Source organism: Gordonia crocea, from assembly GCF_009932435.1.
GTDB lineage: Bacteria > Actinomycetota > Actinomycetes > Mycobacteriales > Mycobacteriaceae > Gordonia > Gordonia crocea.
On sequence record NZ_BJOU01000001.1, the window covers coordinates 1,477,394 to 1,491,654 of the forward strand.

Genomic DNA, 14,261 nt, shown 5'->3' on the forward strand with positions numbered 1-14,261 from the left:
GCGAAGGAGTGGCGAGGGGAGTGATTGCGAGACTACCGCGACGGCGACGACCACAGCGCGGTGACGTCGACGTCGATCCGCGCGAGCAAGCGGCGGGTGAGGGGAAGGCTGATCCCGATCACCGACGAGGGGTCCCCGTCAATGCCGTCGACGAACCAACCGCCATAGCCGTCGAGGGTGAACGATCCGGCGACGGCGAGGGGCTCCCCGGTCGCCACATAGGCGTCGACGGCGGCGGAGTCGACGGTGCCGAATCGGATCTGCGTCGACTCGCAGTCCACTGCCTGCGCCACCGGTGCCCCGTCGACGACGCGCGTCACGCAGTGCCCGGTCAGCAGCACGCCCGATCCGCCCGACATCTCCTGCCACCGCGCTCGGGCCACCTCGGCGGTGTGCGGCTTGCCGACGAGGGTGCCGTTGATGTGCAGCATCGAGTCGCAGGTCAGCAGGACTGCGTCGGATGCCGTCACCCGGGGGATCAGGGCGTCGGCTTTGGCGACGGCGAGCCGGGTGACGATCTCGGTCGGCGGGGCGGCGGCCAGCTTCTCGGCCAACGCATCCTCGTCGATGTCGGCGACGAGGACGTCGGGGTGCACGCCGGCTTGCCGCAGGACGCGCAGCCGGGCCGGCGAGGCGGAACCGAGGATGACCGCCGGGGCGCCGGTCACCAGAGTTCGTGGTAGAAGCTGGTCGGCGAGGCCCAGTTGCGGCGCAGCCGGTCGACCGGGCGGCCCCAGTCGTTGCGGACCGCCGGGCGGGATTCGCCGGCGCCGCCGGAGGCGCGCGCGACCACGACGGCGGTGAGAGCGGCGAGCTCGGTGGCCGTCGGGTTGCCCTTGACCACCGTCAGCAGCGGCTTCTTCTCGGCATCGTTCTTGGCGGCGTCACTCATAGCGGAATGTTCCCATGCTTGCGCGGCGGCGTCGCCACGACCTTGCGCTCGAGCAGGCGCAGGGCGGTGGCGATCTGGCCGCGGGTGTGGCTCGGCGGGATGACGGCGTCGACGTATCCGCGCTCGGCCGCGACGTACGGGTTGACCAGCGTCTGCTCGTACTGGTCCTGCAACTGCAGCATCAAGGCGTCGACGTCCTCGCCGTTGGCCTTGGCCTCCTTGATCTCCTTGCGGTAGACGAAGCCGACGGCTCCGGAGGCGCCCATGACCGCGATCTGGGCGGTCGGCCAAGCCAGGTTCACGTCGGCGCCCATGTGCTTGGAGCCCATGACGTCATACGCGCCGCCGTAGGCCTTGCGGGTGATGACGGTGATCTTGCCGACCGTCGCCTCACCGTAGGCGTAGAGGAGCTTGGCGCCGCGGCGGATGATGCCGTTGTATTCCTGCTCGGTGCCGGGCAGGAAGCCGGGGACGTCCACCAGCGTCACGATGGGCACGTTGAAGGCGTCGCAGGTGCGGACGAAGCGGGCCGCCTTCTCCGAGGCGTCGATGTCCAGACAGCCGGCGAACTGGGTCGGCTGGTTCGCGACGATGCCGACGCTCATGCCGTCGACCCGGCCGAACCCGACGATGACGTTCATCGCGCGCTCGGCCTGGACCTCGAGGAACTCGTCGTCGTCGAGGATGCGCCGGATGACCTCGTGCATGTCGTAGGGCTGGTTCGCCGAGTCGGGGATCAGCACGTCGAGTTCGAGGTCCTCGGGAGTCAGGTTGTCCTCGATGGATCCGGTGGGGACGGGCACCGGGATGCGCGGCGGCTCGGCGCGGTTGTTGCTCGGCAGGTAGGAGAGGAGTTCCTTGACGTACTCGAGCGCGTCCTCCTCGTCGGGGGCGACGTAGTGGGCCGCACCCGACCGCACCATGTGGGTGTGCGCGCCGCCGAGGTCCTCCATGGTGACGTCCTCGCCGGTGACGGTTTTGATCACGTCGGGGCCGGTGACGAACATCTGGCTGGTCTGGTCCACCATGACGACGAAGTCGGTCAGGGCGGGGGAGTAGACGTGTCCGCCCGCGGCCGCGCCCATGATGAGCGAGATCTGGGGGATGACGCCCGAGTTGCGGACGTTGCGGTGGAAGATCTCGCCGTAGAGGGCCAGCGAGACGACGCCTTCCTGGATGCGGGCACCGGCGCCGTCGTTGATGCCGATGAGCGGGCGGCCGGTCTTGAGCGCCAGGTCCATGACCTTGACGATCTTCTCGCCGTAGACCTCGCCGAGGCTGCCGCCGAAGACGGTGAAGTCCTGCGAGAACACGCAGACCTCGCGGCCGTCGATGGTGCCGTAGCCGGTGACGACGCCGTCGCCGAGGGGACGGTTCTCGCCGAGGCCGAAGTTGGTCGACCGGTGCCGCGCCAGCGCATCGATCTCCACGAAGGAACCCTCGTCGAGCAGGTGGGTAATGCGCTCGCGGGCGGTCAGCTTGTTCTTGGCGTGGACCTTTTCCACCGCGGCCTGGCCGACTGGGTGCTGGGCCTCCTCGAGGCGGGTGCGCAGATCGGCGAGCTTGCCGGCTGTCGTGTGGAGGTCGGGAGTCGACGAATCCTGCGATGCGGTGGTCATGGGGATTCATGCTAACGAGCGTTCGTGCCGCGGCGCCACCACCCCCGACCGCGGCGATCAGCGGTTAGAGTCGGTGGCATGAGCAGCCTCGTGGATCAGCTGGGCGGAACCCGGTGGCACCGGGCCGATGTCGTGGCGGCAACCGGATCGACCAATGCCGATCTCGCCGCGGCGGCCGCGACCGAGGATATCGACGGTCGGGTGCTGATCGCACGGCACCAGACCGCGGGGCGGGGCCGCCACGAACGCGAGTGGACGACGGGCCCGTCGGGCGCGTTGACCTTCTCCGTCGGGGTGTCGGTGGGCGAGGCGACCGAGTCGATGGGCTGGCTCTCGCTGCTCGCCGGTGTCGCGGTGGCCGATGCGTTGGCCCGGACGATCAAGTTCGACGCGGCGCCCGGGGTGAAGTGGCCCAACGACGTGCTGATCGGTGAGCGCAAGGTGGCCGGCGTGCTGTCGGAATACACCACCGGGGCGGCCGGGGGCCAGGCGATCATCGGGATCGGGGTCAACACGTCGATGCGCCCCGACGAACTGCCGGTTCCGCAGGCGACGTCGGTGTTCGTCGAGACCGGCCGCGTGATCGACGACGACGAGCTGGTGGTCGACATCCTCCGGGAGCTCGATGCGGAGCTGGCACTGTGGCCGGCGCGGCTCGACGAACTGGCCCAGGAGTACCGCCGCAAGTGCGTCACGTTGGGCCAGCGGGTGCGCCTGGTGCTGCCCGGCGACCGCGAACTCATCGGCACCGCGGTCGAGGTCGACACCCAGGGCCGACTGCTGGTGGCCGCGGACGGCGGGTCGACGACGGCCATCGCCGCCGGCGACGTCACCCACCTGCGGACCCATCCGCAGAGCTGAGCCTCAGCGGCGTTTGGACTGATTGCCCACCATCGGGATCAGCGCCAGGATCGGGAGTCCGATCACCAGGTGCAGCAACGACGTGCAGATGCCCGCGACCAGGTCGTGGGTCGTCAGGAGCAGCGGGACGACGACGGCGGCGACGATCAGCAGCCCGACGATCCAGGCGAAAAAGCTCCCGGGCGCCGGGGTGATCAACTGCAGGACGTGCCACAGAGCGGCGGCGAGCAGGGCGCACAGGAAGCCGACCAGGGCGAACCACACCTCGGACTGCTCCAGCGGATTCCAGACGCCCAGGGTGCCGGTCTCGTTCACCCGGCTGGCGACGGTGCGCATGATCCATGCGACCAGCCACACGGCCAGGGCGACCACCACCCCGGTCATCACCACGCCACCCACGAACATCACGGGGTTCACGTCGGGCGCGGTCACCGACGGCTGGCGCCGCGGCGCGGGCGCCGGCTGGGGCGCCGGAGCCGGTTGTGGCTCGGTACGGCCGCGGTAGGCGTCCTCACGGGGGTACAGCTCTTCCCGCGGGTACAGGGGCGGGTCGTCCAGCGGGTTGGGGCGGGTATAGGCCCTGGTACCGGGAAACTCGTCACGCGGGTCTCGGTAGGTCATGGCCCCCAGTCTAGGCGCGGCATATGCTCATCGGCATGGGCTATCGCGCACACAACCTGGCGCCCGGTGAGACCGTCGTGCTGCACCGCCACCCGCATTGGAAGCTGCTGATCGGGCCGTTCCTGCTGTTCGCGGTCGTCTCCCTGCTCGCGGGGGTGCTGATCGGCATCGTCAGCGGGTCCACCCTGACCGGGGCCGGCCGCAGTGCGGCCTTCATCGCCATCGCGGTGTTCTGGGCGCTCGCCTTCTTCTGGTGCTTCGTGCGCCCGTTGGTCAGCTGGGCCACCACGCATTTCGTGGTCACCGATCGCCGCGTGATCTACCGCAACGGCGTCGTCACGCGCTCGGGCATCGACATCCCGCTCTCGCGCATCAACACCGTCGAGTTCCGGCACGGACTCCTCGACCGGATGCTGCGCACCGGCAACCTGGTGATCGAGTCGGCCTCTGATGATCCGTTGACCTTCCACAACATCCCCGACGTCGAGCGGGTTCATGCGCTGCTCTACGAAGAAGTGCTCGACGAGCACGACGAGGCGCCGACCTCATGACCGAGGTGTTGCTCGCCGAGGACGACTCGGCGATTGCCGAGCCGCTGGCCCGGGCGCTGATCCGGGAGGGCTACGGCTGCGTCGTCGTCGACGACGGGGCGGCGGCCCTCGAGCAGGCGGTCGACCCTCGGTTCGAACTGCTGGTGCTCGACCTGGGGCTGCCGAAGATGGACGGGCTCGAGGTTTGCCGGGAGTTGCGCAACCTGCGCCCCGATCTTCCGGTGTTGATGCTCACCGCGCGGACCGACGAGGTCGACTTCGTCGTCGGACTCGACGCCGGGGCCGACGACTATGTCGGCAAGCCGTTCCGCCTCGCCGAGCTCTTGGCGCGGGTGCGCGCGCTGTTGCGGCGCAAACCTGCGGTCGCCGAAGAGGTCCTGGTGGGCGGGGAGATCGTTCTCGACACCCGGGCCCGGCGGGTGTTGGTCGCCGGCGAGGACGTCGTCCTCGCCAACCGCGAGTTCGACCTGTTGCAGTTCCTGATGGAGCGGCCGGGGCAGGTCGTCAGCCGCGAGGAACTGGTCTCGCAGGTGTGGGGATCGGTCGACCTGCGCTCGTCGAAGACCCTCGACATGCACGTGTCGTGGCTGCGCCGCAAGATCGGCGACGACCGCACCGATCGGCCGCGCCACATCGTCACCGTGCGCGGGATGGGTTTCCGGTTCGATGCGTGAACCGATGACCGCCCGCCCGGCGGGCTGAGATGCGTCGCCGGATCCGCACCTCGATGATCGGCATGCTGCTGGTCGTCGGGATCCTGCTCGGTGCCCCGCTGTCGGTGATCGCCTGGTGGTGGACGGCCGACAACGCCCACCAAGACTTGGACCTGCGGCTCAAGCACATCGCCAGCGAACTGATCCAGATGGAGGGCCCGGGCGGCGAGCTCGATTCCGTTGCCATCACAGAGGAGCGGTTCGGGATGCTCATCCCGGAGGGGGGCGTGCTGCGCGTCACCCATCATGTGCCGTCGCGCGCGGGGGTGGGCGGTACCCCCACCGTCGTGACGACGAAGCTGGGGCCGCCGATCGGCGGCCGCGAGTTCACCGACTCGATCAACCTCGGCGAGGCCGGCGCCGTTGAACTGGCCGTCCCGCTCGGCCAGGTCCGGCGCGACCAGTGGTTGGGGGTGATGATCGTCGCCGTCGTCGTACTGGGCTCGGTCGGCGGGGGAGTCGCGGTGGCCACGGTGACCGCGCGGCGCCTGGCCGACCCGCTGACCCGCGTCGCCGATCGGGCAACGGCGATGGCGCGCGGCGATTTCCGCTCCGAATGGCCGGAGTACGGCATCCCGGAGTTGGACCGGGTGTCGCGCGCGCTCGGGGCGGCGAACACCGAGATCGCCACTCGGCTCGACCGCGAGGCCGGAATAGTCGGAGAGGTCTCGCACCAGCTGCGCAGCCGGATGACGGCGATCCAGCTGCGCCTGGACGAGCTCGCGATGTACCCCGATGAGAACGTGGTGGCCGAGGCGGAGGCGGCGGCCGGTCAGGTGGAGCGGCTCACCCGGGACCTGGACCAGATGGTCGTCGCATCGCGGGTGAGCCAGGGCGCGCCGGCCAAAGCGGTGCGCGTGGACACCATGGTGCGGACGCTGGTCGCCGATTTCGCCCCGGCGTTCATCGCCTCCGACCGCCAACTGCGGATCGTCACGCAAGGCGGCATGCCGGCGATGGCGTGGACCGCGCAGCCCAGTCGGCTGCGCGAGGCGGTGGCGGTGTTGGTGGACAACGCGTTGCACCACGGTCGGGGAACGGCAACCGTGGTCTTGGACACCCTGCCGGCCACCGGGATGCTGCGCCTGGAGGTGACCGACGAGGGGGACGGTGTCCCCGACGAACTCGTCGACAAGATCTTCCGACGGGGCTTCACCGGAGGGGTGGCCACCGGGACCGGGGTGGGGCTGTCACTCGCCCGGGCGCTGGTGGAGGCCGACGGTGGGCGATTAGAACTCAGTTCACGGCGCCCGCCGGTGTTCTCGATCGTGGTGCCGGCGAGTGCCCCCGTCGAGACGGTGGCACGCGACCGCGCGCCGCACCGGTGAGGTTCGCCGGGAGGGGTCGGTCAGGCCGCGTCGGCGGGTTCGGCGACGGGCTCGTCGGCGAGCGCGTGCAGCCGGCTCGACCGAACCGCGCGGAAGGTCCACAGCTTGTTGACGACGAAGTTGATCGGCATCGTGATGAGGATCGCGATCAGCTGTGCCCAGTACTCGCGTGAGTTGAGCCCGGCCGCCTCGTGGAAGTAGGGGTCGGGGAGGAACAGCGGGCTCGACGGGTTGGTGAGCGCGATCTTGATGACCAGGCCGACGGCGGCGGCCACCGAACCGACCGCGAGGAACGGCCAGAACTCTCCCCACCAGGTGGCGTGCTTGCTGGACTGGAACGTCCAGGAGCGGTTCAGCTGGAAGTTGTACAGGTTGGCGACGAAGAAGGCGACGATCCAGACCAGCGCGGTGAAGCGCACGTTGAAGTCGGTCCCGGGGATGCTCCACAACACGTTCTGGGCGTTGATGGAGCCGCCGTTGAGCTTGTTCATGATGACGGTGACCACCATGTTCACCAGGACGCCGGAGCCGCCGACCGCACCGAACTTGACCAGCTGGCGCAGTGTGTTCGCGTAGCGGTCGTACAGGTTGGTCAACATGGGTGGTCCCTTCTCCGCCCCGGGTGCCGAGCATTCACAACGCTGCACCGGCACAGGGCACGAAGATCTAGTGTACGGGCTCGATGAGCGAGTCAAAAAACATACGGCAGGATGGACGACGTGCACAGACGCAGTACGACGATGCCGGTGGTCACCATGATCGGGGGCGGACAGCTCGCCCGGATGACCCATCAATCAGCTATTGAACTGGGACAATGCCTCCGAGTCCTGGCCTCGAACACCGACGATCCGGCTGCGACGGTGAGCGCCGACGTGGTCATCGGATCGCATGACAGCCTCGATGACCTGCGCCGCGCCGCGGCGGGGGCCAACGCGCTCACCTTCGACCACGAAGGGGTGCCGTTGGCGCACCTGCAGGCCCTCGAAGCCGAGGGGGTGACCGTGCACCCGCCGTCGAAGGCACTGCACTTCGCGCAGGACAAACTGGCCATGCGGACGCGGCTCTCGGCGCTGGGATTGCCGGTACCCGACTTCGTCGACCTGTCCGGCGACCGGGTCGCCGCCCGCGCCGCGTTGCGCGAGTTCGGGGCGCGCCACGACTGGCAGATCGTCGTCAAGGCGGTGCGCGGCGGCTACGACGGCCGAGGGGTGTGGTTGCTCGACGACGAGGCGGCGGCCCTGGCGGTGATCGACGGCGCCGACGATGCGACCCAGCTCATGGCCGAGGCGAAGGTGCCGATGCGGCGTGAGCTGTCGGCGTTGATCGCGCGCTCGCCCTTCGGCCAGGGGGCGGCCTGGCCGGTGGTCGAGACGATCCAGCGCCACGGGCAATGCGCGGTGGTTCTCGCGCCGGCACCGGGGCTGTCCGCCGAGGTCGCCGAGCGAGCCCAACAGATGGCGCTGCGGCTGGCCGACGAACTCGGCGTCGTCGGGGTGATGGCGATGGAGCTGTTCGAGACCTCAGACGGCGAGCTGGTGGTGAACGAGCTGGCGATGCGTCCCCACAACAGCGGGCACTGGTCGATGGACGGCGCGATCACCTCGCAGTTCGAGCAGCACCTGCGCGCGGTGCTCGACTACCCGCTGGGGGCGACCGACGCGGTCGCCGGCCCGGTGGTCATGGCGAACGTCCTGGGTGCCGCGCAGGCACCGTCGATGTCGATGGATGAACGCATCCACCATCTGATGGGCCGGATCCCCGAGGCGAAGATCCACCTGTACGGGAAGTCCGAACGACCCGATCGCAAGGTCGGACATGTCAATATCGTGGGGGTGCCGGGGGCCTCGATCGACGAGGTGCGCGAGCGCGCCGAGCGGGCGGCGACCTGGCTGTCGACCGCGACCTGGACCGACGGATGGGATGAGCACGGTGAGTGAGAATGCGGGGCCGCGGGTCGGCCTCATCATGGGCAGCGATTCTGATTGGCCGACGATGACGGCAGCCGCGGAGGCGCTCGCCGAATTCGACGTGCCCTTCGAGGTCGGGGTCGTCTCGGCCCACCGCACCCCCCAGCTGATGCTCGACTACGCGCAGGAGGCCGCCGGTCGCGGCATCTCGGTCATCATCGCCGGCGCCGGCGGCGCGGCCCACCTGCCCGGGATGGTGGCCTCGGCCACGCCGCTGCCGGTGATCGGTGTGCCCGTGCCGCTCAAGCACCTCGACGGAATGGATTCGCTGCTCTCCATCGTCCAGATGCCGGCCGGGGTGCCGGTGGCGACGGTCTCGATCGGCGGCGCGCGCAACGCCGGGCTGCTCGCGGTGCGGATCCTCGCGGCCGCCGATCCGGCGCTGCAGCAACGGATGACCGCGTTCCAGGCGGACTTGGCGGCCATGGTCGCCGACAAGGACGCGGCCCTGCGTCGCACGCTGATGGGGGAGTGACGGTGGCGGGCGTGGCGGTGCGGCCGGTTCGGCTCATCGACCTCGGTGGTCGCGGGCCCGAGGACGTCGTCGTCGGCGAGGACGGGACGGTGTACACCGGGCTGGAGGACGGCACCCTGTTGTCGGTCGATCCCGCCACCGGCGCGGTGACCCGGATCGGTCACACCGGCGGGCGGCCGTTGGGCATCGAACTGCTCCCCGACGGCCGGCTCCTGGTCTGCGACGCGCACCGCGGGGTGTTGGCGGTGGACCCGGCGACCGGCGAGGTCGAGGAACTGGTCACCGAGGTCGGCGGGCGGCCGATGGTGTTCTGCAACAACGCAGCGGTCTCCGCGGGCGGGGACATCTGGTTCAGTGACTCGTCGACGGTGCACCCGATCGAGCGCTGGAAAAACGACATGATCGAAGACACCCGCACCGGCAAGCTGCTGCGGCGATCCCCGGACGGCACCGTCACGGTGGTGCTGGACGGGTTGGCGTTCTCCAACGGGGTGGCGTTGGCGGCCGACGAGTCGTTCGTCTGCGTCGCCGAGACGACCGCCCGCACGCTGGTGCGGTGGTGGTTGACCGGCCCGAAGGCGGGTACCCGCGACTTCCTGGCCACCGACCTGCCCGGCTACCCGGACAACATTTCCCGCGGCAGCGACGGGTTGATCTGGGTGGCGATCGCCTCGCCGACCGAACCCGTCATGTCCGGCGTCCACCACGCGCCGATGCTGGTGCGCCGGGCTGCGGGACGGGTACCGGGGTTTTTGCAGCCGAAGCCGAAGCGGACGGTCCGGGTGCAGGCCTTCGACGAGCAGGGCGTGTTGCGCCACGACGTCCACGGCGACTCGGCCGAGTTCCACCTCGTGACCGGGGTGCGCGAACACGGCGGCCGGGTGTGGCTCGGCAGCCTGGAAACCGACGCGGTCGGGGTCGTCGACCTGTAGCCGCGGCCCCCTCGCCGTCGGGGCGCGACCCGTATAGGCTGGCGCCGTGACCACGCCTGATCCGTTCGCCAACCCGTCCGACGCCGGCCAGCCCGGGGCAACCCCGCCCGGCCCGGGACAGCCTCAGGTGGGCGGCTACCCGCAGCCGGGTGGCTACCCCCAGCAAGGTGGCTACCCCCCGCAGGGCGGCTACCAACAGGGCGGCTACCAGCAGGGCTATCCGCAGCAGGGGTATGCCTACGGTCCTCCCCAGGTCGACGAGTGGGGCAACCCGCTGTCGGACAAGAGCAAGTTGGTGGCCGGCCTCCTGCAACTCTTCCTCGGCTCGTTCGGCATCGGTCGGTTCTACCTCGGTTACACCGGGATGGGCGTCGCGATGTTGCTGTTGTCCTGGCTCACCTGCGGTATCTGGCCGCTGATCGATGCGATCCTGATCTTCATCGGCAACGTCCCCGACTCCGACGGGCGCAAGCTGCGCGACTGATCGCGCGTCAGGGAACCTGGACGATCTCCAAGTCCACCTCGTCGACCAACTCGAACCCCAGCCGCTCGTAGAGTGCGCGGGCCGGGTTGTCGGCGGAGGTGTGGAGGAACGGCAGGTCCCCGCGCTGCACGATATGGGCGCCGACCGCCCGGATCAGCCGTTGCGCCAAGCCCTTTCCGCGTGCGTGCGGCGCCGTGGCCACCGCGCTGATCTCGCCCCACCCCGGTGGCCGCATTCGTTCGCCGGCCATGGCGATGAGTCGGCCGTCGTCGTCGCGGAATCCGAGGTACCGGCCGAGTTCGACGGTGCGCCGCGCGAACGGTCCGGGCTGCGCCGCGGCGACGAGGTCCAGCATGTCGTCGACGTCATCGGGTCCGAGTACGACGGCCTCGTCGTCGGGTCGCGTCACCAACCCGGCGCCGGAGTACATCACGAGCTCGAAGGTGCGCAGCACCGTCCACCCGTCGGGGAGCGGGGTTCGCCGACCCCGCAGCCCGACGGTGGCGCCGGTCCCGGCGAGCTCGGCGAGGTCGGCCCAGTCGTCTTCGGTCAGTTCGGCCGGGTGGGCATAGAAGACCGAGACCTCCGGGTCGTATCGGCTGATCCGGCCGCGGCGCAGCGCGTACCCGGCGTGCGCGCCGGTCAACGACGCCCCCACCGGGTCGGTGGTGAGGGGCGGGTGATCAGAACGCATGACCCAGCGTGGCTCGTATCTGGTCGGCAGTCAGCGCGCCACGTCCAGCTTGTCGGTGAAGAACGCGAGCACTTGGTCCAGAGCCTGTCTGGTGGGTTGGCCCGGCTCGTCGATGAGGTGCTCGGTCACCACCGAGTGCGGCGGGTTGACCGGCTTCGGGTTGGCCGCGGAGTCGGGGAGCTCGACGCCGATGAACGCGTCGCCGAGTTGCTCGCGGAGGAAGGCGAACCGGTCGGGCGGGGACAGTCGGTCGCCCTCGAATCGAAGTCCCAACACCTGGAGACCGGCGGCGCAGCGGGTCTTGACCCGGGCCAGATCGTCGTCGGAGATGTCGATGTTGCGGGAATTGCCGATCGGGCGCAGTGGCAGCGACGGCTGGGACAGCACCGGTGCGATCATCGTGTCGTCGACGGCCATGGCGAGGGCGAATCCGCCGGTCAGGCACATGCCGATGGCCCCGACCCCGGGGCCACCGCAGCGCGCGTGGGCCTCGCGGGCGAGTGCCCGCAACCAGGTGACGACGGGGGAGCTGCGGCCGGTCGCGAGGATGGTGAACTCGCGGCTGACGCACACCTTGCGGACCAGGTTGCCGGCCACCCGGGCCCCGGCGGCGACGTCGGCCGCGCTGCCCGGCACCATCGATTGGCCGTCCAGGCCGAACAGCGACGGCATGAACACGGTGCACCCGGCGTCGGCGACGCGGCGGGCGAAGTCGGCGACCAGCGGGGTGATGCCGGGGATCTCGGAGATCACGATCACCGCCGGGCCGGTCCCTTTGGTGTAAACGAGGTGCGTCTTGCCCTCGGCGGTGAACTCCTCGGTGGCGAAATCGGCGAGCGCGTCGCGGGGCATTCAGTCGCCCTCTCGAATCGTGCCGTTGAGGACGTAGTCGAAGGCCCGCGCCGGGATCCGTGCGGCCTTCACGATGTCGGGGGAGTCCGACGGGACGAGCCGCGGTCCGACGACGGTGTAGCGCTTGTTCTTGCGGACCATGTCGAACCGTCCGGCCGCTTGGACGTTGCGGACCCAGTCGGTCTTGGGTCCGTACGTCAGGACGATGGACAGCTTGTCCCCGTCGACGAACGCCACCACGGGGATGGAGTAGCGCTTCCCCGACTTGCGGCCGACGTGTTCGAGCATGATGAATGGAGCGAAATGGGGCGCCCACAGGCGCTGGATCGGATTGGTCACCACTTTGTTGAGGCGGGCAAGCGAGTTCGGCAGTCTCATGGACCCAGTGTGACCCATGTCGCTTGTGGAGGTGCGGGAAGGTGTCGCGATGGACGCGGTTTGCGGCCGATGCGCGATACTGGTCGCATGACCGCGACCGACTCGGGACCGCAGGCAAGCACCGACGTCGACTTCCGGATGCACGTGGTGGCGGAATCGACCCGCTTGTTCGCCGCGCAGGGCTATGACGCGACGACGGTCGACGAGGTGGCCCACGCGGCCGGTACGTCGCGCCGGACGCTCTTCCGGATGTTCCACTCCAAGGAAGACCTGATCTTCGTCGACCACGAGCTGCTGCTGACCGAGGTGGACCGGCTGCTGGCGGCGTCGAGTGTCGATCCGTGGCGGTCGGTCTGCAACGGGGCCGAACTCGTCTTCGCCCACTACGACCGGCACCGGGAACTGGCGGTGCAGCGCTACCTCGTCGTGTCTCAGACCCCTGCGCTGCGCGACCGCGAGTTGGTCACCACCTACCGCTACCAGCGGTTGTTCGAGGATTTTCTGCGCGATCGGCTGCCCGACGCCGCCCATGAGCGGATCATTGCGTTCTCGGCCGCCGTGATCGCCGTCCACAACTTCCTGCTGCGTTCGTTGCTGCGCGGCGAGCCCGGTGCCACCGCCGACCACCTCGACGCGGAACTGCGGTTGTTGTGCGATGCGCTGGTCCCGTGATGAACTGGTAACACACAAGCTGGCACTCAGTGCCAAGAAGGAGTGAGAAGATGGCCGGCAACCCGGATTTCGACCTGTTCCAGCTGCCCGAGGAGCACCAAGCGCTGCGTGAGGCGATTCGCGCCCTCTCCGAGAAGGAGATCGCCCCCTACGCCAAGGACGTCGACGAGAACGCGCGTTTCCCCGAGGAGGCGCGCAAGGCCCTCGTTGAGAGCGGGTTCAACGCCATTCACGTCCCGGAGCAGTTCGACGGCCAGGGCGGCGACTCGGTTGCCGCGTGCATCGTCATCGAAGAGGTTGCCCGCGTCGACGTGTCGGCCTCGCTCATCCCGGCCGTGAACAAGCTCGGCACGATGGGGCTCATCCTGTCCGGCGACGACGCACTCAAGTCCAAGGTGCTGCCGTCGATCGCTTCCGGTGAGGCGATGGCCTCCTACGCGCTGTCCGAGCGCGAAGCCGGCTCCGACGCCGCGTCGATGAAGACGCGCGCCCGCAAGGACGGCGACACCTGGGTCATCAACGGGTCCAAGTGTTGGATCACCAACGGCGGCCAGTCGACCTGGTACACCGTCATGGCGGTGACCGATCCGGAGAAGGGTGCCAACGGCATCTCGGCCTTCATGGTCCACAAGGACGACCCCGGCTTCACCGTCGGCCCCCTCGAGCACAAGCTCGGCATCAAGGGCAGCCCGACGGCGGAGCTGTACTTCGAGAACTGCACGATTCCCGAGGACCGGATCATCGGCGACGAGGGCACCGGCTTCAAGACCGCGCTCGCCACGCTCGACCACACGCGTCCGACCATCGGCGCCCAGGCCGTCGGCGTTGCGCAGGGCGCCCTCGACGCCGCCATCGCCTACGTCAAGGACCGCAAGCAGTTCGGCAAGACGATCAGCCAGTTCCAGGGCGTCGAGTTCATGATCGCCGACATGGCGATGAAGGTGGAGGCTGCGCGCCTCATGGTCTACACCGCTGCGGCGCGCGCCGAGCGCGGTGAGCCCAACCTCGGCTTCATCAGCTCCGCGTCGAAGTGCATGGCCTCCGACGTCGCCATGGAGGTGACCACCGATGCCGTCCAGTTGTTCGGCGGTGCCGGCTACACCACCGACTTCCCGGTCGAGCGCATGATGCGCGACGCGAAGATCACCCAGATCTACGAGGGCACCAACCAGATCCAGCGCGTCGTGATGAGCCGCGCGCTGCTGCGCTGATTCCCGGCGCT

18 protein-coding genes are annotated in these 14,261 nt (G+C 69.3%); 10 read left to right on the forward strand and 8 right to left on the reverse strand.

Annotation, left to right across the window (positions count from 1 at the left end):
• Nucleotides 1-32: 32 nt before the first annotated feature.
• From nbrcactino_RS06975 to nbrcactino_RS06985, 3 genes are read right to left on the reverse strand one after another with little or no spacing between them, the layout of a single operon-like run.
• The gene (locus nbrcactino_RS06975) at nucleotides 33-668 is read right to left on the reverse strand and encodes a Maf family protein (RefSeq protein ID WP_371864500.1); all 636 of its coding nucleotides are present in this window, start codon (nucleotides 666-668) and stop codon (nucleotides 33-35) included.
• Nucleotides 665-892, reverse strand: coding sequence for an acyl-CoA carboxylase subunit epsilon (locus nbrcactino_RS06980; RefSeq protein ID WP_161926700.1), 228 nt, complete (start codon nucleotides 890-892; stop codon nucleotides 665-667). Before nbrcactino_RS06980 ends, nbrcactino_RS06975 begins: the two co-directional genes overlap by 4 nt.
• Complete coding sequence (locus nbrcactino_RS06985) at nucleotides 889-2,511, reverse strand: acyl-CoA carboxylase subunit beta (RefSeq protein WP_161926701.1); 1,623 nt, start codon at nucleotides 2,509-2,511, stop codon at nucleotides 889-891. The genes nbrcactino_RS06980 and nbrcactino_RS06985 overlap by 4 nt, the downstream gene beginning before the upstream one ends.
• A gap of 78 nt (nucleotides 2,512-2,589) precedes the next feature.
• Here nbrcactino_RS06985 and nbrcactino_RS06990 point away from each other — a divergent pair, with 78 nt between their 5' ends.
• Nucleotides 2,590-3,372 carry a biotin--[acetyl-CoA-carboxylase] ligase gene (locus nbrcactino_RS06990; RefSeq protein ID WP_161926702.1) on the forward strand — a complete coding sequence of 261 codons (783 nt, stop codon included), beginning with the start codon at nucleotides 2,590-2,592 and terminating at the stop codon, nucleotides 3,370-3,372.
• Between the two features lie 3 nt (nucleotides 3,373-3,375).
• On the opposite strand, the gene nbrcactino_RS06995 is transcribed toward nbrcactino_RS06990, so the two are convergent.
• Nucleotides 3,376-3,993 carry a hypothetical protein gene (locus nbrcactino_RS06995; protein ID WP_161926703.1) on the reverse strand — a complete coding sequence of 206 codons (618 nt, stop codon included), beginning with the start codon at nucleotides 3,991-3,993 and terminating at the stop codon, nucleotides 3,376-3,378.
• Between the two features lie 23 nt (nucleotides 3,994-4,016).
• On the opposite strand from nbrcactino_RS06995, the gene nbrcactino_RS07000 reads away from it, so the two are divergent.
• From nbrcactino_RS07000 to nbrcactino_RS07010, 3 genes are read left to right on the forward strand one after another with little or no spacing between them, the layout of a single operon-like run.
• Nucleotides 4,017-4,544 (forward strand): PH domain-containing protein, encoded by a 528-nt coding sequence (locus nbrcactino_RS07000; RefSeq protein WP_161926704.1) that lies wholly within the window; start codon nucleotides 4,017-4,019, stop codon nucleotides 4,542-4,544.
• Nucleotides 4,541-5,218 (forward strand): response regulator transcription factor, encoded by a 678-nt coding sequence (locus nbrcactino_RS07005; protein WP_161926705.1) that lies wholly within the window; start codon nucleotides 4,541-4,543, stop codon nucleotides 5,216-5,218. The genes nbrcactino_RS07000 and nbrcactino_RS07005 overlap by 4 nt, the downstream gene beginning before the upstream one ends.
• A 29-nt stretch (nucleotides 5,219-5,247) precedes the next feature.
• Nucleotides 5,248-6,585, forward strand: coding sequence for a sensor histidine kinase (locus tag nbrcactino_RS07010; protein ID WP_228460721.1), 1,338 nt, complete (start codon nucleotides 5,248-5,250; stop codon nucleotides 6,583-6,585).
• A 20-nt stretch (nucleotides 6,586-6,605) separates the two neighbouring features.
• Here the strand turns inward: nbrcactino_RS07010 and nbrcactino_RS07015 are convergent, their stop codons facing one another.
• A complete protein-coding gene (locus nbrcactino_RS07015) occupies nucleotides 6,606-7,184 on the reverse strand; it encodes a GtrA family protein (RefSeq protein ID WP_161926706.1) in 579 nt (192 codons plus the stop codon).
• Nucleotides 7,185-7,325: 141 nt separating this feature from the next.
• On the opposite strand from nbrcactino_RS07015, the gene nbrcactino_RS07020 reads away from it, so the two are divergent.
• Genes nbrcactino_RS07020 through nbrcactino_RS07035 form a run of 4 tightly spaced genes read left to right on the forward strand, consistent with a single transcriptional unit; the run spans nucleotide 7,326 to nucleotide 10,443 of the window.
• Entirely contained in the window at nucleotides 7,326-8,522 is a 1,197-nt protein-coding gene (locus tag nbrcactino_RS07020) for a 5-(carboxyamino)imidazole ribonucleotide synthase (protein WP_371864560.1), read from the forward strand.
• Nucleotides 8,506-9,027, forward strand: a complete 522-nt coding sequence (gene purE / locus nbrcactino_RS07025) for a 5-(carboxyamino)imidazole ribonucleotide mutase (protein WP_161926708.1) — start codon at nucleotides 8,506-8,508, stop codon at nucleotides 9,025-9,027. The genes nbrcactino_RS07020 and purE overlap by 17 nt, the downstream gene beginning before the upstream one ends.
• Nucleotides 9,024-9,959, forward strand: a complete 936-nt coding sequence (locus nbrcactino_RS07030) for an SMP-30/gluconolactonase/LRE family protein (protein WP_228460723.1) — start codon at nucleotides 9,024-9,026, stop codon at nucleotides 9,957-9,959. The genes purE and nbrcactino_RS07030 overlap by 4 nt, the downstream gene beginning before the upstream one ends.
• Nucleotides 9,960-10,005: 46 nt before the next feature.
• Nucleotides 10,006-10,443 (forward strand): TM2 domain-containing protein, encoded by a 438-nt coding sequence (locus tag nbrcactino_RS07035; RefSeq protein WP_161926709.1) that lies wholly within the window; start codon nucleotides 10,006-10,008, stop codon nucleotides 10,441-10,443.
• Between the two features lie 7 nt (nucleotides 10,444-10,450).
• Here nbrcactino_RS07035 and nbrcactino_RS07040 read toward each other — a convergent pair whose 3' ends face one another.
• The 3 genes from nbrcactino_RS07040 to nbrcactino_RS07050 are packed head-to-tail and all read right to left on the reverse strand — an operon-like array spanning nucleotide 10,451 to nucleotide 12,367.
• Entirely contained in the window at nucleotides 10,451-11,137 is a 687-nt protein-coding gene (locus nbrcactino_RS07040) for a GNAT family N-acetyltransferase (RefSeq protein WP_161926710.1), read from the reverse strand.
• Between the two features lie 30 nt (nucleotides 11,138-11,167).
• Nucleotides 11,168-11,989 carry a dienelactone hydrolase family protein gene (locus tag nbrcactino_RS07045; protein ID WP_161926711.1) on the reverse strand — a complete coding sequence of 274 codons (822 nt, stop codon included), beginning with the start codon at nucleotides 11,987-11,989 and terminating at the stop codon, nucleotides 11,168-11,170.
• Nucleotides 11,990-12,367, reverse strand: a complete 378-nt coding sequence (locus nbrcactino_RS07050) for a nitroreductase family deazaflavin-dependent oxidoreductase (RefSeq protein ID WP_161926712.1) — start codon at nucleotides 12,365-12,367, stop codon at nucleotides 11,990-11,992.
• A gap of 87 nt (nucleotides 12,368-12,454) precedes the next feature.
• Between nbrcactino_RS07050 and nbrcactino_RS07055 the strand changes: the two genes are divergently transcribed.
• Nucleotides 12,455-13,039, forward strand: a complete 585-nt coding sequence (locus tag nbrcactino_RS07055; protein WP_161926713.1) for a TetR/AcrR family transcriptional regulator — start codon at nucleotides 12,455-12,457, stop codon at nucleotides 13,037-13,039.
• Between the two features lie 50 nt (nucleotides 13,040-13,089).
• Nucleotides 13,090-14,250 carry an acyl-CoA dehydrogenase gene (locus nbrcactino_RS07060; RefSeq protein WP_161926714.1) on the forward strand — a complete coding sequence of 387 codons (1,161 nt, stop codon included), beginning with the start codon at nucleotides 13,090-13,092 and terminating at the stop codon, nucleotides 14,248-14,250.
• Nucleotides 14,251-14,261 lie beyond the last annotated feature (11 nt).

Bases quoted from the DNA above. Each gene is read 5' to 3' on its own strand.
- nbrcactino_RS07010 (WP_228460721.1), top strand. From the start codon at position 5,248: ATGCGTCGCCGGATCCGCACCTCGATGATCGGCATGCTGCTGGTCGTC.
- nbrcactino_RS06985 (WP_161926701.1), bottom strand. From the start codon at position 2,511: ATGACCACCGCATCGCAGGATTCGTCGACTCCCGACCTCCACACGACA.
- nbrcactino_RS07060 (WP_161926714.1), top strand. From the start codon at position 13,090: ATGGCCGGCAACCCGGATTTCGACCTGTTCCAGCTGCCCGAGGAGCAC.
- nbrcactino_RS06995 (WP_161926703.1), bottom strand. From the start codon at position 3,993: ATGACCTACCGAGACCCGCGTGACGAGTTTCCCGGTACCAGGGCCTAT.
- nbrcactino_RS07040 (WP_161926710.1), bottom strand. From the start codon at position 11,137: ATGCGTTCTGATCACCCGCCCCTCACCACCGACCCGGTGGGGGCGTCG.
- nbrcactino_RS06980 (WP_161926700.1), bottom strand. From the start codon at position 892: ATGAGTGACGCCGCCAAGAACGATGCCGAGAAGAAGCCGCTGCTGACG.
- nbrcactino_RS07005 (WP_161926705.1), top strand. From the start codon at position 4,541: ATGACCGAGGTGTTGCTCGCCGAGGACGACTCGGCGATTGCCGAGCCG.
- nbrcactino_RS07050 (WP_161926712.1), bottom strand. From the start codon at position 12,367: ATGAGACTGCCGAACTCGCTTGCCCGCCTCAACAAAGTGGTGACCAAT.
- nbrcactino_RS07045 (WP_161926711.1), bottom strand. From the start codon at position 11,989: ATGCCCCGCGACGCGCTCGCCGATTTCGCCACCGAGGAGTTCACCGCC.
- nbrcactino_RS06990 (WP_161926702.1), top strand. From the start codon at position 2,590: ATGAGCAGCCTCGTGGATCAGCTGGGCGGAACCCGGTGGCACCGGGCC.
- nbrcactino_RS07020 (WP_371864560.1), top strand. From the start codon at position 7,326: ATGCCGGTGGTCACCATGATCGGGGGCGGACAGCTCGCCCGGATGACC.
- nbrcactino_RS07000 (WP_161926704.1), top strand. From the start codon at position 4,017: ATGCTCATCGGCATGGGCTATCGCGCACACAACCTGGCGCCCGGTGAG.
- purE (WP_161926708.1), top strand. From the start codon at position 8,506: ATGAGCACGGTGAGTGAGAATGCGGGGCCGCGGGTCGGCCTCATCATG.
- nbrcactino_RS07015 (WP_161926706.1), bottom strand. From the start codon at position 7,184: ATGTTGACCAACCTGTACGACCGCTACGCGAACACACTGCGCCAGCTG.
- nbrcactino_RS07055 (WP_161926713.1), top strand. From the start codon at position 12,455: ATGACCGCGACCGACTCGGGACCGCAGGCAAGCACCGACGTCGACTTC.